Raw genomic sequence first — 14,480 nt, forward strand, 5'->3', positions numbered from 1 at the left:
ATGAAGGCACAAGAGTGCGGTCAGAGCAGTAGACGACTCGGCAGGGCTCGGCAACTCACGTCTACGACGAGGCGAACGTCCGGCCGGGCGAGACCGTCCCGGCCGGCAGCGGGATCCGACTCCAGCAGGACGCGGCCGACACCTGCCCACACGAGCCTGCCCCGAGGCGGGGCCCCGATCGTCCCGCCGGGCGGAGCGGCGAGTTCGAGGCCTACGCGCGCTCCTGCGCGGTCCGGTTCCCGTCCCGGTGCTCCCCGCCCGTCACGGCATCGGCCGCGGCGGGCGGGGGCCCTCGTAGTGCCCGCTCGGCCGCATCCTCAGCGGCCGTTCCTGGTACTCCTCCAGCGCGTGCGCGATCCACCCCGCCGTCCGGGCCACCGCGAACACCGTCTCCCCGGCCTCGGCGGGCATCGCGCAGGACACGGTCAGCACCGCCAGGGCCAGGTCCACGTTGGCGTGCAGCCCGCCGCCGTGCCGGGCCATCACCGAGGCCACGTCGCGGGCCGCGCCCAGCGCCGGGCCGGCCTGGTCCAGGGCCTCCAGCCGGGCGAACAGGGCCGTGGCACGAGGATCCTCGCCGCGGTACAGCCGATGCCCCAGTCCCGGCACCCGGCGCCCCGCTCGCAGATACTCCGACACGACCGGAGCCGCCCCGCCCCGCTCCAGGACCTCGACCAGCATCCGGTGGGCGAGCCGGCCGGCGGCGCCGTGCAGCGGGCCTTCGAGCGCGCCGAGTCCGGCCGAGACCGCCGCGTACGGATGGGCCCGCGCCGACGCGGCCACCCGTACCGCCAGGGTCGAGGCCGCCAGATCGTGGTCGACCAGCAGACCGAGGGCCAGGTCCAGCACGGACAGCGCGTCCGGGTCGGGGTCCAGCGCCGTCAGCCGCGACCACAGCAGGCGGGCCAGCCGGGTGTCGCCGGCCCACCGGGCGGCGCCCTGCTCGGGCAGGGCGCCGACCAGCGTCGGGATCAGACAGCGCGCGGAGCCCAGTACGGCCTCCTCGGACAGGTCGAACCGCAGGGGATCCGCCACCGCGGCGGCGGCGACAGCCACCCGAAGCCGGTCCAGTGGTCCGCCGTGCTCGGGCAGGGCGGCCACCGCCCGCCGGGCGGCGGCCAGCGGCTCCGGGGGAGCGACGAAGCGTGCGCCGTGCTTCAGCGACCCCGTCCACAGCCACTCCGCCACCTCCTCGTAGCGGTACCGCGAGGCCAACTCGACGGCGTCCACGCCCCGGAAGTAGTAGCGGTCGGGCTCGATGAGCGTGAGCGAGGTGCGAACGGACAGCTCGCCGGCATGGCTCCCGGTGGGGCCCGCCGCCTCGCGCCGGCTCCGCCGGGCCAGCGCCTCCACCTCGGCCGCGTCGAAGCTGCTGCCGCGCCCGACCGGGTCGCGGCGACTGCCGAGCTGGCCGCGGCTGACGTACGCGTACACGGTCGCGGGCTTCACTCCGAGCAGCCGCGCCGCTTCCCGGGTGTTGATCCGGCGCGGGCCGGCCGCCTCGTCGGTCTCGGCATTCATGACGCACACCCTACATAGATTGATTCAATCAATATTGACAAGGATTCAATCCATCATCGATGGTCAATCCATGAACACCACCGTCGAAGTACCCCGCGGTCTCGCGGGAGTCGTGGTCACCGAAACCGCACTCGGTGACGTCCGAGGCCGAGAAGGCTTCTACCACTACCGCCAGTACTCGGCCGTCGAACTCGCGGAGGGCCGCACCTTCGAGGACGTGTGGCACCTGATGTTCCGCGGCGCGCTGCCCGTCGACCTCGCCGAGCGGGACGCCTTCGCCGCCGAGATCGCCCCCCTGCGCCGACTCCCCGTCGAGGTGCGCGACGCCCTGCCCGCCCTCGCCCGCGCCACCGCCCTGTCCGGGCCGCTCGCCGGTCTCCGTACCGCGCTCTCGCTGTTGGGCGCGTCCGCCGGCTTCCGCCCGGTCTACGATCTCGACCCCGCCCGCCGGGCCGCCGACGCCCTCGCCGCCTGCGCCGCGGTGCCCACCCTGCTCACCGCCCTGCACCGGCTGGGACAGGGGCTGGAGCCGGTGGAACCGCGCGACGACCTCCCGTACGCGGCCAACTACCTCCACATGCTGACCGGGCGCGAACCCGACCCGGTCCAGGTCCGAGCGGTGGAGCAGTACTTGATCTCCACCATCGACCACGGGTTCAACGCCTCGACCTTCACCGCCCGCGTGATCGCCTCCACCGGTGCCGATGTCGCGGCCTGCCTGACCGGGGCGATCGGGGCCCTGTCCGGGCCGCTGCACGGAGGCGCTCCGAGCCGCGCCCTGGACACCCTCGACGCCATCGGCACGGCCGACCGGATCCAGCCGTGGATCCGCGAACGGGTGCTCGCCGGCGAACGGATCATGGGCTTCGGGCACCCGGTCTACCGCACCGAGGACCCGCGCTCGCGGATGCTGCGGGGCATCGCCCGCCGGTTCGGCGGCCCGCTGGTCGACTTCGCCGTCGAGGTCGAACAGCAGGTGGAGGCGATCCTGGCCGAGCTCAAGCCGGGTCGGGAACTGCACACCAACGTGGAGTTCTACGCGGGCGTGGTCATGGAACTGTGCGGGCTGCCGCGCGAGATGTTCACCCCCACCTTCTGCGCCGCCCGCGTGGTCGGCTGGAGCGCCAACATCCTCGAACAGGCCGCCGACTCGAAGATCATCCGCCCGGCCGCCCGCTACACCGGGCCGACCCCGCCCCAACCGGTCCCGGCGCTCGGCTGAGCCGTCACGGTGCCACGCCGGCTACCATCGACCGGGTGAACAGCAGGCAGTCCCACCCCACCATCCCCGTCGTGGTCCTCGCCGGATTCCTCGGATCCGGCAAGACGACCCTGCTCAACCACCTCCTCGCCAACCGGGGCGGCACCCGGATCGGGGTGGTGGTCAACGACTTCGGCTCGATCGAGATCGACGCCATGTCGGTGGCCGGGCAGCTCGGCGACTCCATGGTCTCGCTCGGCGGCGGCTGCCTGTGCTGCGCCGTCGACGGCAGCGAGTTGGACGCGTACCTGGAGAAGCTCTCCGCCCCCGTGCACCGGATCGACGTCATCGTCATCGAGGCGAGTGGGCTGGCCGAGCCCCAGGAACTGATCCGCATGTTGATGGCGAGCGAGAACCCGGCCATCCGCTACGGCGGGATGGTGGAGGTCGTCGACGCGGCGGAGTTCGACGCCACTCGGGCCCGGCACCCGGAAACCGACCGCCACCTCGGCGTCGCCGACCTGGTGGTGCTCAACAAGACCGACCGGGTGGATCCGGCCGAGCGCGCCCGCATCGAAGCCGAACTGGCCGGCCTCTGCGCACCCGGTACCCCCGTGATCGGCGCGGACCACGGTCGGATCGACCCGGAGCTGCTGTTCGACGCGCGCCCCTGGGCGCGGACGCGCGGCCAGCTCTCCTTCGAGGACCTGCTGGCGGAGGCGGCAGACGGTGAACGGGAACACGGCGACCACACGGGGCATGCGCACGCCGCCTACGAGAGCGTCGAGTTCGTCTCCGAGCAGGCCCTGGGCCCGCGCCGGTTCATCGACTTCCTCGACCGTCGTCCGGCCGGGCTCTACCGGATCAAGGGCTTCGTCCACTTCGGCGTCCCCGGCCACGACGAGCGCTACGAGGTCCACGCGGTCGGCCGTTTCCTCCGCTTCGCCCCCGGCCCCTGGGGGAGGGGCGAACCACGGGTGACCCGACTCGTCCTGATCGGCTCGGGCACGGACGGCCCCGCACTGCTCCGCGAACTGGAGGCCTGCCGCGAACCGCGACCGCACCTCGCGGGCCCGGAGAGCATGTGGGGCGTCCTGCGCTACGTGGCCCGGCCCCCGCAAGAGGAGCGGTCGGACCCCGCTGCCGACCCGGACCCCGCTGCCGATCCAGAGCCCTACCCGGACCCCGCCCCGAACCCCGCTGCCGACCCGGAGCCCGACACCGTGCCCGGGGTCCGGGCCGGCTAGGCGTCGGCTAGGCGACCTCGATGCCGTACTCGCGCAGGAGGTCTTCCAGACCGCCCCGGTAGCCCTTGCCGCCGATCACGAACTTCCAGTCGCCGTTCGGCCGGCGCCGGAACGATCCGAGCACCAGGGCGGTCTCGCCCGCCCGGCCGTCGGAGACCTCCAACTCGTCGATCTCCCGGCCGTCCGGAGTGAGGAGGCGGATCCGTGCGTCGGTGAAGCCCGCCAGGTCGGCGTCGGGGTTGACCTCCGGGTCGATGGCGGCGGCGAGTACCAGGCGGTCGGCCTGGCGCGGCAGCCCGTCGAAGTCGACCTCGACCGCGGCCTTGTCGGGGGCGGCCCGCTCGCGGGAGCGGACCGAGCCGTCCGGCGTCCGGGGGTTGTTGAAGAACACGAAGTGGTCCTCGCTCAGCACCCGGTTGCCCTCGCAGACGAGCGCGCACACGTCCAGCGCGACACCGCCCGACCAGTCCATGCCGAGGATGTTGTGATCGCCCGCCGAGGCCGTGCTCGTACGCTGCGCGGGCACCGGGGCGGACGCCGGAGCGGGCATCGCGACGGCGACCGTGACCGCCTCCGATGCCGCCTCCGATGCCGAGGCCGAGGAAACCGAAGTCGAAGCCGAAGTTGAACCCGGGGCCGACGCCGACGCCCGCCCCGCCCCGCCGGTCGCCGCTCCGCCGAGGCGCCCCCGGAGCCCGTACCGGTGCAGCAGGTCCACCAGCTCCACCCCGGGAACCAACTCCAGCGGCTTGCCGTTGGAAAAGGTGTACGACCCGGGTCCGAAGGACGAGGTGGTGACCAGCACCCCCTTGTTCGCCCCCGCGTCCTGAACCGTGCCGTACAGGTCCCGCACCGCCGTCGGCGGGACGGTGTTCCGGTAGCGCTTGACCTGCACCACGATCCGACCGCCCCGGATCGGGGCCGGGTCCAGTGCCTCCACGTCGACCCCGCCGTCACCGGACCGCTGCGTGGTCACCGCCTCCATGCCCATCGCCCGGAACAGTTCGGCGACCAGGTTCTCGAAAGCGATGGGGTCCATCGTGAAGAGGTCCGGCTCCTCCGCGTCGCCTCCCGCGTGTCCGCCATGGCTGACGACCGCGCCGACCTCGCCCGGCCTGCGGCCCGCCCGTACGCCGGCCGGTTGGTCGGGCCGGGTCGACAGCTGCCCCCGCAGCCCGTCGACGAGGCAGTCCACCGCGCTGACCTGCTCCAGGCGCAGCCCGGTGAAGTCGGAGCGCGCCGCGAGCACGGTGGCCAGGACGATCTGCGCCTCCCGGCCGGTCACCGGATCGTGGTCGTCCACGAAACCGTTGACCACCACCGAGTCCAGCGCGCCGAACTCGTCCGCCGCGTACAGCTCGCGCAGCACCAGCAACACGCACTGCGCCAGCAGGTCCCGGTACACGGCCCGGCGCTGAGTGGCCGGCCTGGCGGTCTCCTTGTCCTGGTCGGTGCTCGGCACGTAGCGCACCGACTTGGCCTCGGGGATCACCCCGTACCGAGGCAGTTCCCAGTCCAGCACCAACTGCCGGGCCGCCGGGTCGTACGCGGCGGACACCTGCCTCGGCAGGTCCTCGGGCCACGCCGTGGAGGAGTACAGCGCCGCCGAGAAGTACTCCACGGCGGCCTCGGCGTCCCCGGCGCGCAGGGCGTCGGCCAACTCGGCGAGGCCGCTGTTGTGCGCCCGGACGTCGGCGAGCTGCCCGGCCGCCCACTCGTCGTACTGACGTCGGTAGGCGGCCAGTTGCTGCTGCCGCTGCTGCTCCGCCGCGTGGGCCGCCTGCCAGGCCCGGGTGTACTGCTCGTGCGCCTCGCGCTCCGCCTGCGCCCGTCGGCTTGAGCCGATTCCCCAACCGCCACCCTGTTGCTGGAACTGCTGGAGGTGTGGCATCGGCACGGGGTGGGCGAGCGTGCCCGGGTTGAAGGGCTCCAGCCGCTCGGAACGGACCAGGGCGGCCATGCGGAAGGCCGGTGCCCGGCAGCCGGCCGCCAACAATCCCTGGAGGGCCGCCACTTCCGCGTCGATGCGCTCGGTCCTGCGCCTGGCCTCGGTCTCGCGGTGCTGTTTGTACGCGGCCTGTTGTTCCCGCTGCCCGCGGGCCACGTCCCGTTCGTGGGCGCGCTGTCTGCGCTCGGCCTCGCGCTGCTGGATCAGTTGAGTCCGCTGCTGTTGGCGCTGGGCCTCGGCCCAGACCCCGATCAACCCGCTCGACCGACGACTCATCAGATCCGCTCTCCCGCCCCCACCGATATGTATCAAGAAAACACTAATGGGCGTGCGGGGTGCGCGGCCCGAAGACCCCGCACCCCGCACGCCCCGGCCCCTGACACGTCAGTCGCCGCACGCCGCGAGGCGTCGCCCCACAGGGCATCCCCGCACAGCGCGTCCCGCTACAGCGCGCCGCCCGCCAGTGCCCCGACGGAAGCGGGCAACGCCGTCCCCGACCCGTCACGGCGCGGGTCGACGGCCGGCAGCGCCGCAGGCGCCCCGTTCTTGGAGGACGCCCGGACCGGGGCGCCCCCGGCCCACGCGAGCACCAACACGTCCTCGCCCTTCAGGAACCGTTGGCAGCGCACGCCGCCGGTGGCGCGTCCCTTGCGCGGGTACTGGTCGAAGGGGGTCAGCTTCGCCGACAGCAGCGAGTCGTCCAGGGTGCCGTGCGAGCCCGCGACCGTGAACACCATGGCGTCCCGGCCCGGGTCCACGGCCGAGAAGTGGATCACCTTGGCGTCGTCGGCGAGCTTGATGCCCGCCATGCCGCCCGCGGGGCGGCCCTGCGGACGCACCTGGGCCGCCGGGTAGCGCAGCAGTTGGGCGTCGTCGGTGATGAAGACCAGGTCCTCCTCGCCCGTGCGCAACTCGACCGCTCCGACGATCCGGTCGCCCTCCTTGAGGGTGATGACCTCCAGCTCGTCCTTGTTCGCCGGATAGTCCGGCACGACCCGCTTGACCACGCCCTGCTCGGTGCCCAGGGCCAGGCCCTGGGAGGACTCGTCCAGCGAGAGCAGGCAGACCACCGTCTCGTCCGCCTCCAGCCCGGTCAGGAACTCCGAGACGGGCGCGCCTCCGGCCAGGTTCGGAGCGGAGTGGGTGTCGGGCAACTGGGGCAGGTCGATCACCGACAGCCTCAGCAGGCGACCGTACGAGGTGACGACACCGACGTCGGCGCGGGCGGTCGCGGCCACCTGCGAGATGATCAGGTCGTGCTTCGCACGGGCCCCGTCCTCCTCCTCGGGCAGCGGCTCGGCGTTCGCCGTACGGGCCACCAGACCCGTGGACGAGAGCAGGACCCGGCACGGGTCGTCCGCGACCTCCAGCGGAACCGCCGTGATGGCCGTGCCCGCCGACTCCAGCAGCACCGTCCGGCGCTCGGTGCCGAACTTCTTCGCCACCGCCGCCAGTTCCGAGGAGACGAGCTTGCGGAGCTCGTTGTCGGAGTCCAGGATCCCGGTCAGCTCGTCGATCTCGCCGGCCAGCCGGTCGCGCTCGGACTCCAGCTCGATCCGGTCGAAGCGGGTGAGCCGGCGCAGCGGGGTGTCCAGGATGTACTGGGTCTGGATCTCGCTGAGGGAGAAGCGCTCGATCAGGCGTTCCTTCGCCTGCGCCGAGTTGTCGCTGTCCCGGATGAGGCGGATGACCTCGTCGATGTCGAGGAGCGCCACGAGGAGGCCCTCGACCAGGTGCAGTCGGTCGCGCCGCTTGCCCCGCCGGAACTCGCTGCGCCGCCGGACGACCTCGAAGCGGTGGTCGAGGTAGACCTCCAGCAGCTCCTTGAGGCCCAGGGTGAGCGGCTGGCCGTCGACCAGTGCGACGTTGTTGATGCCGAAGGACTCCTCCATCGGCGTCAGCTTGTAGAGCTGCTCCAGGACGGCCTCCGGGTGGAAGCCGTTCTTGATCTCGATGACCAGGCGCAGGCCGTGCGAGCGGTCGGTGAGGTCCTTGACGTCCGCGATGCCCTGGAGCTTCTTGGAACCGACCAGGTCCTTGATCTTCGCGATGACCTTCTCGGGTCCGACCGTGAAGGGCAGTTCGGTGACGACCAGGCCCTTGCGGCGCGGGGTCACGTCCTCCACGGCCACGGTCGCACGGATCTTGAAGGTGCCTCGACCGTTCTCGTAGGCGTCCTTGATGCCGGCGAGCCCCACGATGCGCCCGCCGGTCGGCAGGTCGGGACCCGGTACGAAGCGCATCAGCGCCTCCAGGTCCGCCTCCGGGTACCGGATCAGGTGACGTGCGGCCGCGATGACCTCGCCGAGGTTGTGCGGGGCCATGTTGGTGGCCATGCCGACGGCGATCCCGGAGGCGCCGTTGACCAGCAGGTTCGGGTACGCGGCCGGCAGGACGACCGGCTCGCGCTCCTGGCCGTCGTAGTTCGCGGCGAAGTCGACGGTGTTCTCGTCGATGCCGTCCGTCATCAGCGACGCGGCGTCGGCCATCTTCGACTCGGTGTAACGCATCGCGGCCGGCGGGTCGTCGTTGCCGAGCGAACCGAAGTTGCCGTGGCCGTCGACCAGCGGCAGCCGCATCGAGAAGGGTTGGGCCATGCGCACCAGGGCGTCGTAGATCGACGCGTCACCGTGGGGGTGGAGCTTGCCCATCACCTCGCCGACGACGCGCGCGCACTTCACGTAGCCGCGGTCGGGGCGCAGGCCCATCTCGTTCATCTGGTAGACGATGCGCCGGTGCACCGGCTTCATGCCGTCACGGGCGTCGGGCAGGGCGCGGGAGTAGATCACCGAGTACGCGTACTCGAGGAAGGAGCCCTGCATTTCGTCGACGACGTCGATGTCGAGGATCTTCTCCTCGAAATCCTCCGGCGGCGGGGTCTTCGTGCTGCGGCGGGCCATCGCTGCGCGGCTCCTTAACCATGAAAGGGGGGTGTACTCGGGGTCTGACGGGGACTGACGGGCTGTGACCGCAAGGCTGGGTCGGCCTTCCGGACAGTGGTGACGCGGACCATTGTGGCCCGAGGCACCGACAACGCCGACTCCGACCCAGGAGTGAACCCGGGAACTTCTCCGGTGGTCGACGCGCTTGCATACAGTGGCAGGTCTGACAGAAATCTCTGCATCGCGATCGAAGGGACCACATGCCCATGGGTCACACGGCCACAGCCCAGGCCGGCTCCGGCGGCCTGACAGCGACCGAGCACCGGCTGGCCAACGGCCTGCGCGTGGTGCTCTCCGAGGATCACCTGACCCCGGTCGCCGCGGTCTGCCTCTGGTACGACGTCGGCTCGCGCCACGAAGTCAAGGGCCGGACCGGTCTGGCTCACCTCTTCGAGCACCTGATGTTCCAGGGGTCCGCGAGCGTACCCGGCAACGGGCACTTCGAGCTCGTCCAGGGCGCCGGCGGTTCGCTGAACGGCACCACCAGTTTCGAGCGCACCAACTACTTCGAGACGATGCCGGCCCACCAGCTGGAGCTCGCCCTCTGGCTGGAGGCGGACCGGATGGGCTCGCTGCTGACCGCCCTGGACGACGAGTCCATGGAGAACCAGCGCGACGTCGTCAAGAACGAGCGCCGCCAGCGGTACGACAACGTGCCGTACGGCACCGCCTTCGAGCGGCTCACCGCCCTCGCGTACCCCGAGGGACACCCGTACCACCACACCCCGATCGGCTCCATGGCCGACCTGGACGCCGCCTCCCTGGAGGACGCGCGCCACTTCTTCCGCACGTACTACGCCCCCAACAACGCGGTGCTCTCGGTCGTCGGTGACATCGACCCCGAGCAGGCGCTCGCCTGGGTCGAGAAGTACTTCGGCTCCATCCCCTCGCACGACGGCAAGCAGCCGCCGCGCGACGGCTCGCTGCCCGAGGTCATGGGCGGCCAGCTGCGCGAGGAGATCGTCGAGGAGGTCCCGGCCCGCGCGTTGATGGCCGCCTACCGACTGCCGCACGACGGCACCCGGGAGTGCGACGCCGCCGACGTGGCGCTGACCGTCCTCGGCGGCGGCGAGTCCTCGCGGCTGCACAACCGCCTGGTCCGCCGCGACCAGAGCGCCGTGGCCGCCGGATTCGGCATGCTGCGCCTGGCGGGCGCTCCGTCGCTCGGCTGGCTGGACGTCAAGACCTCCAGCGGGGTCGAGGTGCCCGCCATCGAGGCGGCCGTGGACGAGGAACTCGCGCGGTTCGCCGCCGAGGGCCCCACCGCCGAGGAGATGGAACGCGCCCAGGCCCAGCTGGAACGGGAGTGGCTGGACCGGCTGAGCACGGTCGCCGGCCGCGCCGACGAACTGTGCCGCTTCGCGGTGCTGTTCGGCGACCCGCAGCTCGCCCTCACCGCCGTCGGCCGCGTCCTGGACGTCACCGCCGAGGAGGTGCAGGCCGTGGCCGCCGCCCGACTGCGCCCGGACAACCGCGCGGTGCTCGTGTACGAGCCCCTGGCGGCCGACGAGAACGACGAGAACGAAGGGGCGGAGCAGTGAGCGACACCGCAGCCGTCACGATGACCCTCCACCCGCGGCCGGAGGCCGGCGAGGCCAGGCCGTGGGCCTTCCCGGCCCCCGAGCGCGGCGCGCTCGCCAACGGGCTGACCCTGCTGCGCTGCCACCGTCCGGGCCAGCAGGTCGTCGCCGTCGAGATCAACCTCGCCGCGCCGCTCGACGCGGAGCCCGAAGGCCTGGACGGGGTGGCCACCATCATGGCCCGCGCCCTGTCCGAGGGCACCGACAAGCACTCCGCCGAGGAGTTCGCGGCGGAGCTGGAGCGCTGCGGGGCGACCCTCGACGCGCACGCCGACCACCCGGGCCTGCGGGTCTCGCTGGAGGTACCCGCCTCCCGCCTGGCGAAGGCGCTCGGCCTGCTCGCCGAGGCGCTGCGCGCCCCGGCCTTCGCCGACAGCGAGGTCGACCGGCTGGTGCGCAACCGTCTCGACGAGATCCCGCACGAGTCGGCCAACCCGCAGCGCCGCGCCGCCAAGCAGCTCTCCAAGGAGCTGTTCCCGGCCGACCTGCGGATCTCCCGGCCCCGCCAGGGCACCGAGGAGACGGTCGCCCGCATCGACTCCGGTGCCGTACGCGCCTTCTACGAGGCCCACGTGCGCCCCGCGACCGCCACCGCGGTGGTCGTGGGCGACCTGACCGGGATCGACCTGGACGCCATCCTGGCGGACACCCTGGGTGCCTGGACCGGCAATTCCGCCGATCCGCGCCCGGTGCCCCCGGTGACGGCCGACGACACGGGCCGCGTGGTCATCGTGGACCGCCCCGGAGCGGTCCAGACGCAGCTCCTCATCGGCCGGATCGGCGCGGACCGGCACGACCGCGTCTGGGCGGCCCAGGTGCTCGGCACGTACTGCCTCGGCGGCACCCTCACCTCCCGCCTCGACAAGGTGCTGCGCGAGGAGAAGGGGTACACGTACGGCGTGCGCGCCTTCGGGCAGGTGCTGCGTTCCACCGCCGACGGCAAGGGCGCGTCCATGCTGGCCATCAGCGGCTCGGTGGACACCCCGAACACCGGCCCGGCGCTGGAGGACCTCTGGACGGTGCTGCGCACCCTCGCGGAGGGCGGTCTGACCGACGCCGAACGGGACGTGGCGGTACAGAACTTGGTGGGCGTTGCCCCGCTGAAGTTCGAGACGGCAGCCTCGGTCGCGGGCACCCTCGCCGATCAGGTGGAGCAGGAGCTGCCGGACGACTACCAGGCCCGGTTGTACGCCCAACTCGCCGCGACGGGAACGGTGGAGGCGACTTCGGCCGTGGTCAACGCCTTCCCCGTGGACCGGCTGGTCACGATCCTCGTGGGCGACGCGTCGCAGATCGCGGAGCCCGTGCGGGCGCTGGGGATCGGCGAAGTGAGCGTCGTCGGCAACTGACCTGAAATCGAGGGGGCCCTGGCGACTTGTCGCCGGGGCCCCTTTTGTCCATTTAGTGGTGAGGTTGCTTGTATGTGGTGTGGCGTAGGTAACAAAAGCGCGCACCTGTTTGGCGATTGACTGAAGATCCGCCTAGCGTCGGCCGTGCTGTTCGTCAGTTGTGCCCGCCGCACCCGCGGCACCGGACAGCGATCGCCGAGTCCCCGTCAGGCGCGAGCCTGGGGAGCCGGGGACCCACATGTGTCCCTGGGGTGAATCGGACCGCCTCGCAAGAGGGGGCCCGTAGGAGACCTTCCTGCTCCGAACCCGTCAGCTAACCCGGTAGGCGAGAAGGAAGGAAAGGATCAACCTCTTCATGGCGTTTGGCAGCAGTCGTGTCGCCGGTAAGCACCGTGGTTCGAGCCGTTTGAGCCGCAAGACCGCCGGCTACGCCGGTATAGCCGCCCTCGCCACCACCGGCGTCGTGGGCACGCTGGCCGGCCCCGCGTTCGCCGCGGGCGAGCCCGCCGCCCCCACGATCGAGGACACCGGCCTCAACGCCGTCGTCGTCGCCGAGGACCTCCAGGGCGAGATCGAGACCCAGGCCGAGTCCCAGCAGCGCGCCGCCGACATCACCGCAGCGAAGGCCCAGGCCGAGGCCGACGCCAAGCAGCGCGCCGCCGAGTCCAAGCGCCTCGCCGAGGCCAAGGAGAAGGCCGAGCGCGAGGCCGCCGAGCGTGCGGCCCGCGAGGCCGAGCGCAAGCGCCTCAACACCTTCGTCGCTCCCGTCGAGGGCTCCTACGTCAGCACGCAGTACCACGCGGGCGGCGGCATGTGGTCCTCCGGCAGCCACACGGGCATCGACTTCCACGCGGCGTCCGGCACCTCGGTCCACGCCGTGGGGGCCGGCACGATCGTCGAGGCCGGCTACGGCGGCGCGTACGGCAACAACGTCGTCATCAAGCACAACGACGGCACCTACACCCAGTACGGGCACATGTCCTCGCTGGACGTCTCCGTCGGCCAGCAGGTCACCCCGGGTCAGCAGATCGGCCTGTCGGGCTCCACGGGCAACTCCAGCGGCCCGCACCTGCACTTCGAGGCCCGCACCGGTTCGCAGTACGGCTCGGACATCGACCCGATCGCGTACCTGCGCTCGCACGACGTCAACGTCTGATCGCTTCGCACCTCTTCGTTGAAGGCCCCGGCTCATCGAGCCGGGGCCTTTCGCGTTGGCGGGAAATGTTTCACATCAAGGGCCGTCCTCGGAAATTATCGTGTGTTGCAATAGAGTCGCGGCACGGTCACGAAATCAAGCGGAGGTCCGGTCTTGCGAATTCCTGCGCACGCGGTATGCACAGCAATCCGCGACGACATCATCTCCGGAGTCTTCGGACCCGGCGGACGCCTCACCGAGGAAGTACTGGCCCGCCGCTACGGGGTTTCGCGCGTCCCGGTCCGCGAGGCCCTGCGCACCCTGGAGTCCGAGGGCTTCGTCACGACCCGCCGGCACGCCGGGGCCTGCGTGGCCGAGCCGACCGAGCAGGAGGCCTCGGACCTCCTGGAGCTGCGGATGCTGTTGGAGCCCCTCGCCGCCTCCCGGGCGGCCCGCCGACGCACCGAGGCGCACCTGAAGGTGCTGCGCGGACTGGTCAGGCTGGGCCAGGAACGGGCCAGGAGGGGCCAGGGAGAGGATCTGCGGGCCCTGGGTGGCTGGTTCCACGAGACGCTGTCCCAGGCGTCCGCGAGCCCCGGGCTGATCGCCCTGCTGACGCAGACGCGCCACAAGATCGCCTGGATGTTCTCGGTGGAGGCCCCGACGCGCCCCGTGGACTCCTGGGCCGAGCACGGGGCGATCGTGGACGCGGTGGCGCGCGGCGACGCCGAGCGGGCCCGCTCCCTTACGGCCCTGCACGCCGAACGCGCGGTCGCGGCCCACCGGCGGCGCGTGAGGACTTCGCAACCTGCCGTAAACATGGCGAGCGGCCCGCATTAACAAAGCCCGTATACAAAGGACGGATATGCGGGGGGTTTCGGCGCCTCGTAATCGCCCGCCTCATTCCGTCGGCCTGATTCCGGTCGGCCTGATTCCGGCCCGCCCTTTTCGACGGGCGGATTCCGTGACGGAATTTCCGGCGTGCGGTAAAGGTCGCCCCGATGTCCCGCGCCGCGCCGCATTCATGCCGACGCGTTCCGGAAACGACGAAGCCGCGGCCCCCGATGCGCCGGGGCCGCGGCTTCGCCACGTGTGTGTGATCCGAAGGGCCGGACCGTCTCGGATCAGACCGTCTCGGGGAGCTCGTCGAGACCCTCGGCGACAAGCTTCGCGAGGCGGTCCAGCGCGACGTCGGCGCCCTCGGCCTCGGACGCGAGGACGATCTCCTCGCCGCCCTGGGCGCCCAGGCCCAGAACCGCCAGCATGGAAGCGGCGTTGACGGGGTCGCCGCCGGCCTTCGCGATGGTCACCGGAACGCCGGAAGCGGTCGTCGCCCGGACGAAGATCGAGGCGGGACGAGCGTGCAGGCCCTCGGCCCAGCCGACGTTGACGCGGCGCTCTGCCATGGTGATGCCCTTCAGGTGCTAGCGGTTGTCTAGACCAGTCTCTCACGACACCCGGAATGCTCGAACCGACCTTCGGCCCGGATCCACCGCCGCTGGACCCTCCCCAGCTTGCACTGATTTGCCCCCGTGTGCCGCACGCGCCGCGCGCGCA

At 71.8% G+C, this 14,480-nt stretch carries 10 protein-coding genes and 1 riboswitch; of the genes, 6 read left to right on the forward strand and 4 right to left on the reverse strand.

Going from position 1 to position 14,480, the window contains the following annotated elements:
• Nucleotides 1-261 precede the first annotated feature (261 nt).
• Nucleotides 262-1,521 carry a citrate synthase gene (locus OHA84_RS26530; RefSeq protein ID WP_053676290.1) on the reverse strand — a complete coding sequence of 420 codons (1,260 nt, stop codon included), beginning with the start codon at nt 1,519-1,521 and terminating at the stop codon, nt 262-264.
• Between the two features lie 70 nt (nt 1,522-1,591).
• Between OHA84_RS26530 and OHA84_RS26535 the strand changes: the two genes are divergently transcribed.
• Complete coding sequence (locus OHA84_RS26535) at nt 1,592-2,743, forward strand: citrate synthase/methylcitrate synthase (RefSeq protein ID WP_266950322.1); 1,152 nt, start codon at nt 1,592-1,594, stop codon at nt 2,741-2,743.
• 35 nt (nt 2,744-2,778) lie between these two features.
• The gene (locus OHA84_RS26540; protein WP_266969478.1) at nt 2,779-3,969 is read left to right on the forward strand and encodes a GTP-binding protein; all 1,191 of its coding nucleotides are present in this window, start codon (nt 2,779-2,781) and stop codon (nt 3,967-3,969) included.
• Nucleotides 3,970-3,976: 7 nt separating this feature from the next.
• Here OHA84_RS26540 and OHA84_RS26545 read toward each other — a convergent pair whose 3' ends face one another.
• Nucleotides 3,977-6,193: a restriction endonuclease gene (locus OHA84_RS26545; RefSeq protein WP_266969477.1), complete on the reverse strand. Its 2,217-nt coding sequence runs from the start codon at nt 6,191-6,193 to the stop codon at nt 3,977-3,979.
• Nucleotides 6,194-6,360: 167 nt separating this feature from the next.
• Nucleotides 6,361-8,817, reverse strand: a complete 2,457-nt coding sequence (locus OHA84_RS26550) for a DNA topoisomerase (ATP-hydrolyzing) subunit A (protein WP_266969476.1) — start codon at nt 8,815-8,817, stop codon at nt 6,361-6,363.
• A 248-nt stretch (nt 8,818-9,065) separates the two neighbouring features.
• On the opposite strand from OHA84_RS26550, the gene OHA84_RS26555 reads away from it, so the two are divergent.
• The 4 genes from OHA84_RS26555 (at nt 9,066) to OHA84_RS26570 (ending at nt 13,763) form a co-directional block, all read left to right on the forward strand.
• The gene (locus OHA84_RS26555) at nt 9,066-10,400 is read left to right on the forward strand and encodes a pitrilysin family protein (RefSeq protein WP_266969474.1); all 1,335 of its coding nucleotides are present in this window, start codon (nt 9,066-9,068) and stop codon (nt 10,398-10,400) included.
• Nucleotides 10,401-10,420: 20 nt separating this feature from the next.
• Complete coding sequence (locus OHA84_RS26560; RefSeq protein ID WP_053676319.1) at nt 10,421-11,788, forward strand: pitrilysin family protein; 1,368 nt, start codon at nt 10,421-10,423, stop codon at nt 11,786-11,788.
• Between the two features lie 183 nt (nt 11,789-11,971).
• A riboswitch (cyclic di-AMP (ydaO/yuaA leader) is annotated at nt 11,972-12,131 on the forward strand.
• Between the two features lie 12 nt (nt 12,132-12,143).
• Nucleotides 12,144-12,944 carry a M23 family metallopeptidase gene (locus OHA84_RS26565; protein WP_266950325.1) on the forward strand — a complete coding sequence of 267 codons (801 nt, stop codon included), beginning with the start codon at nt 12,144-12,146 and terminating at the stop codon, nt 12,942-12,944.
• Nucleotides 12,945-13,097: 153 nt separating this feature from the next.
• Entirely contained in the window at nt 13,098-13,763 is a 666-nt protein-coding gene (locus OHA84_RS26570; protein WP_053676284.1) for a GntR family transcriptional regulator, read from the forward strand.
• Nucleotides 13,764-14,047: 284 nt separating this feature from the next.
• Here the strand turns inward: OHA84_RS26570 and OHA84_RS26575 are convergent, their stop codons facing one another.
• Complete coding sequence (locus OHA84_RS26575; RefSeq protein WP_053676283.1) at nt 14,048-14,329, reverse strand: HPr family phosphocarrier protein; 282 nt, start codon at nt 14,327-14,329, stop codon at nt 14,048-14,050.
• Between the last annotated feature and the right edge of the window lie 151 nt (nt 14,330-14,480).

It is taken from the genome of Streptomyces sp. NBC_00513 (genome assembly GCF_041431415.1).
Classification (GTDB): domain Bacteria; phylum Actinomycetota; class Actinomycetes; order Streptomycetales; family Streptomycetaceae; genus Streptomyces.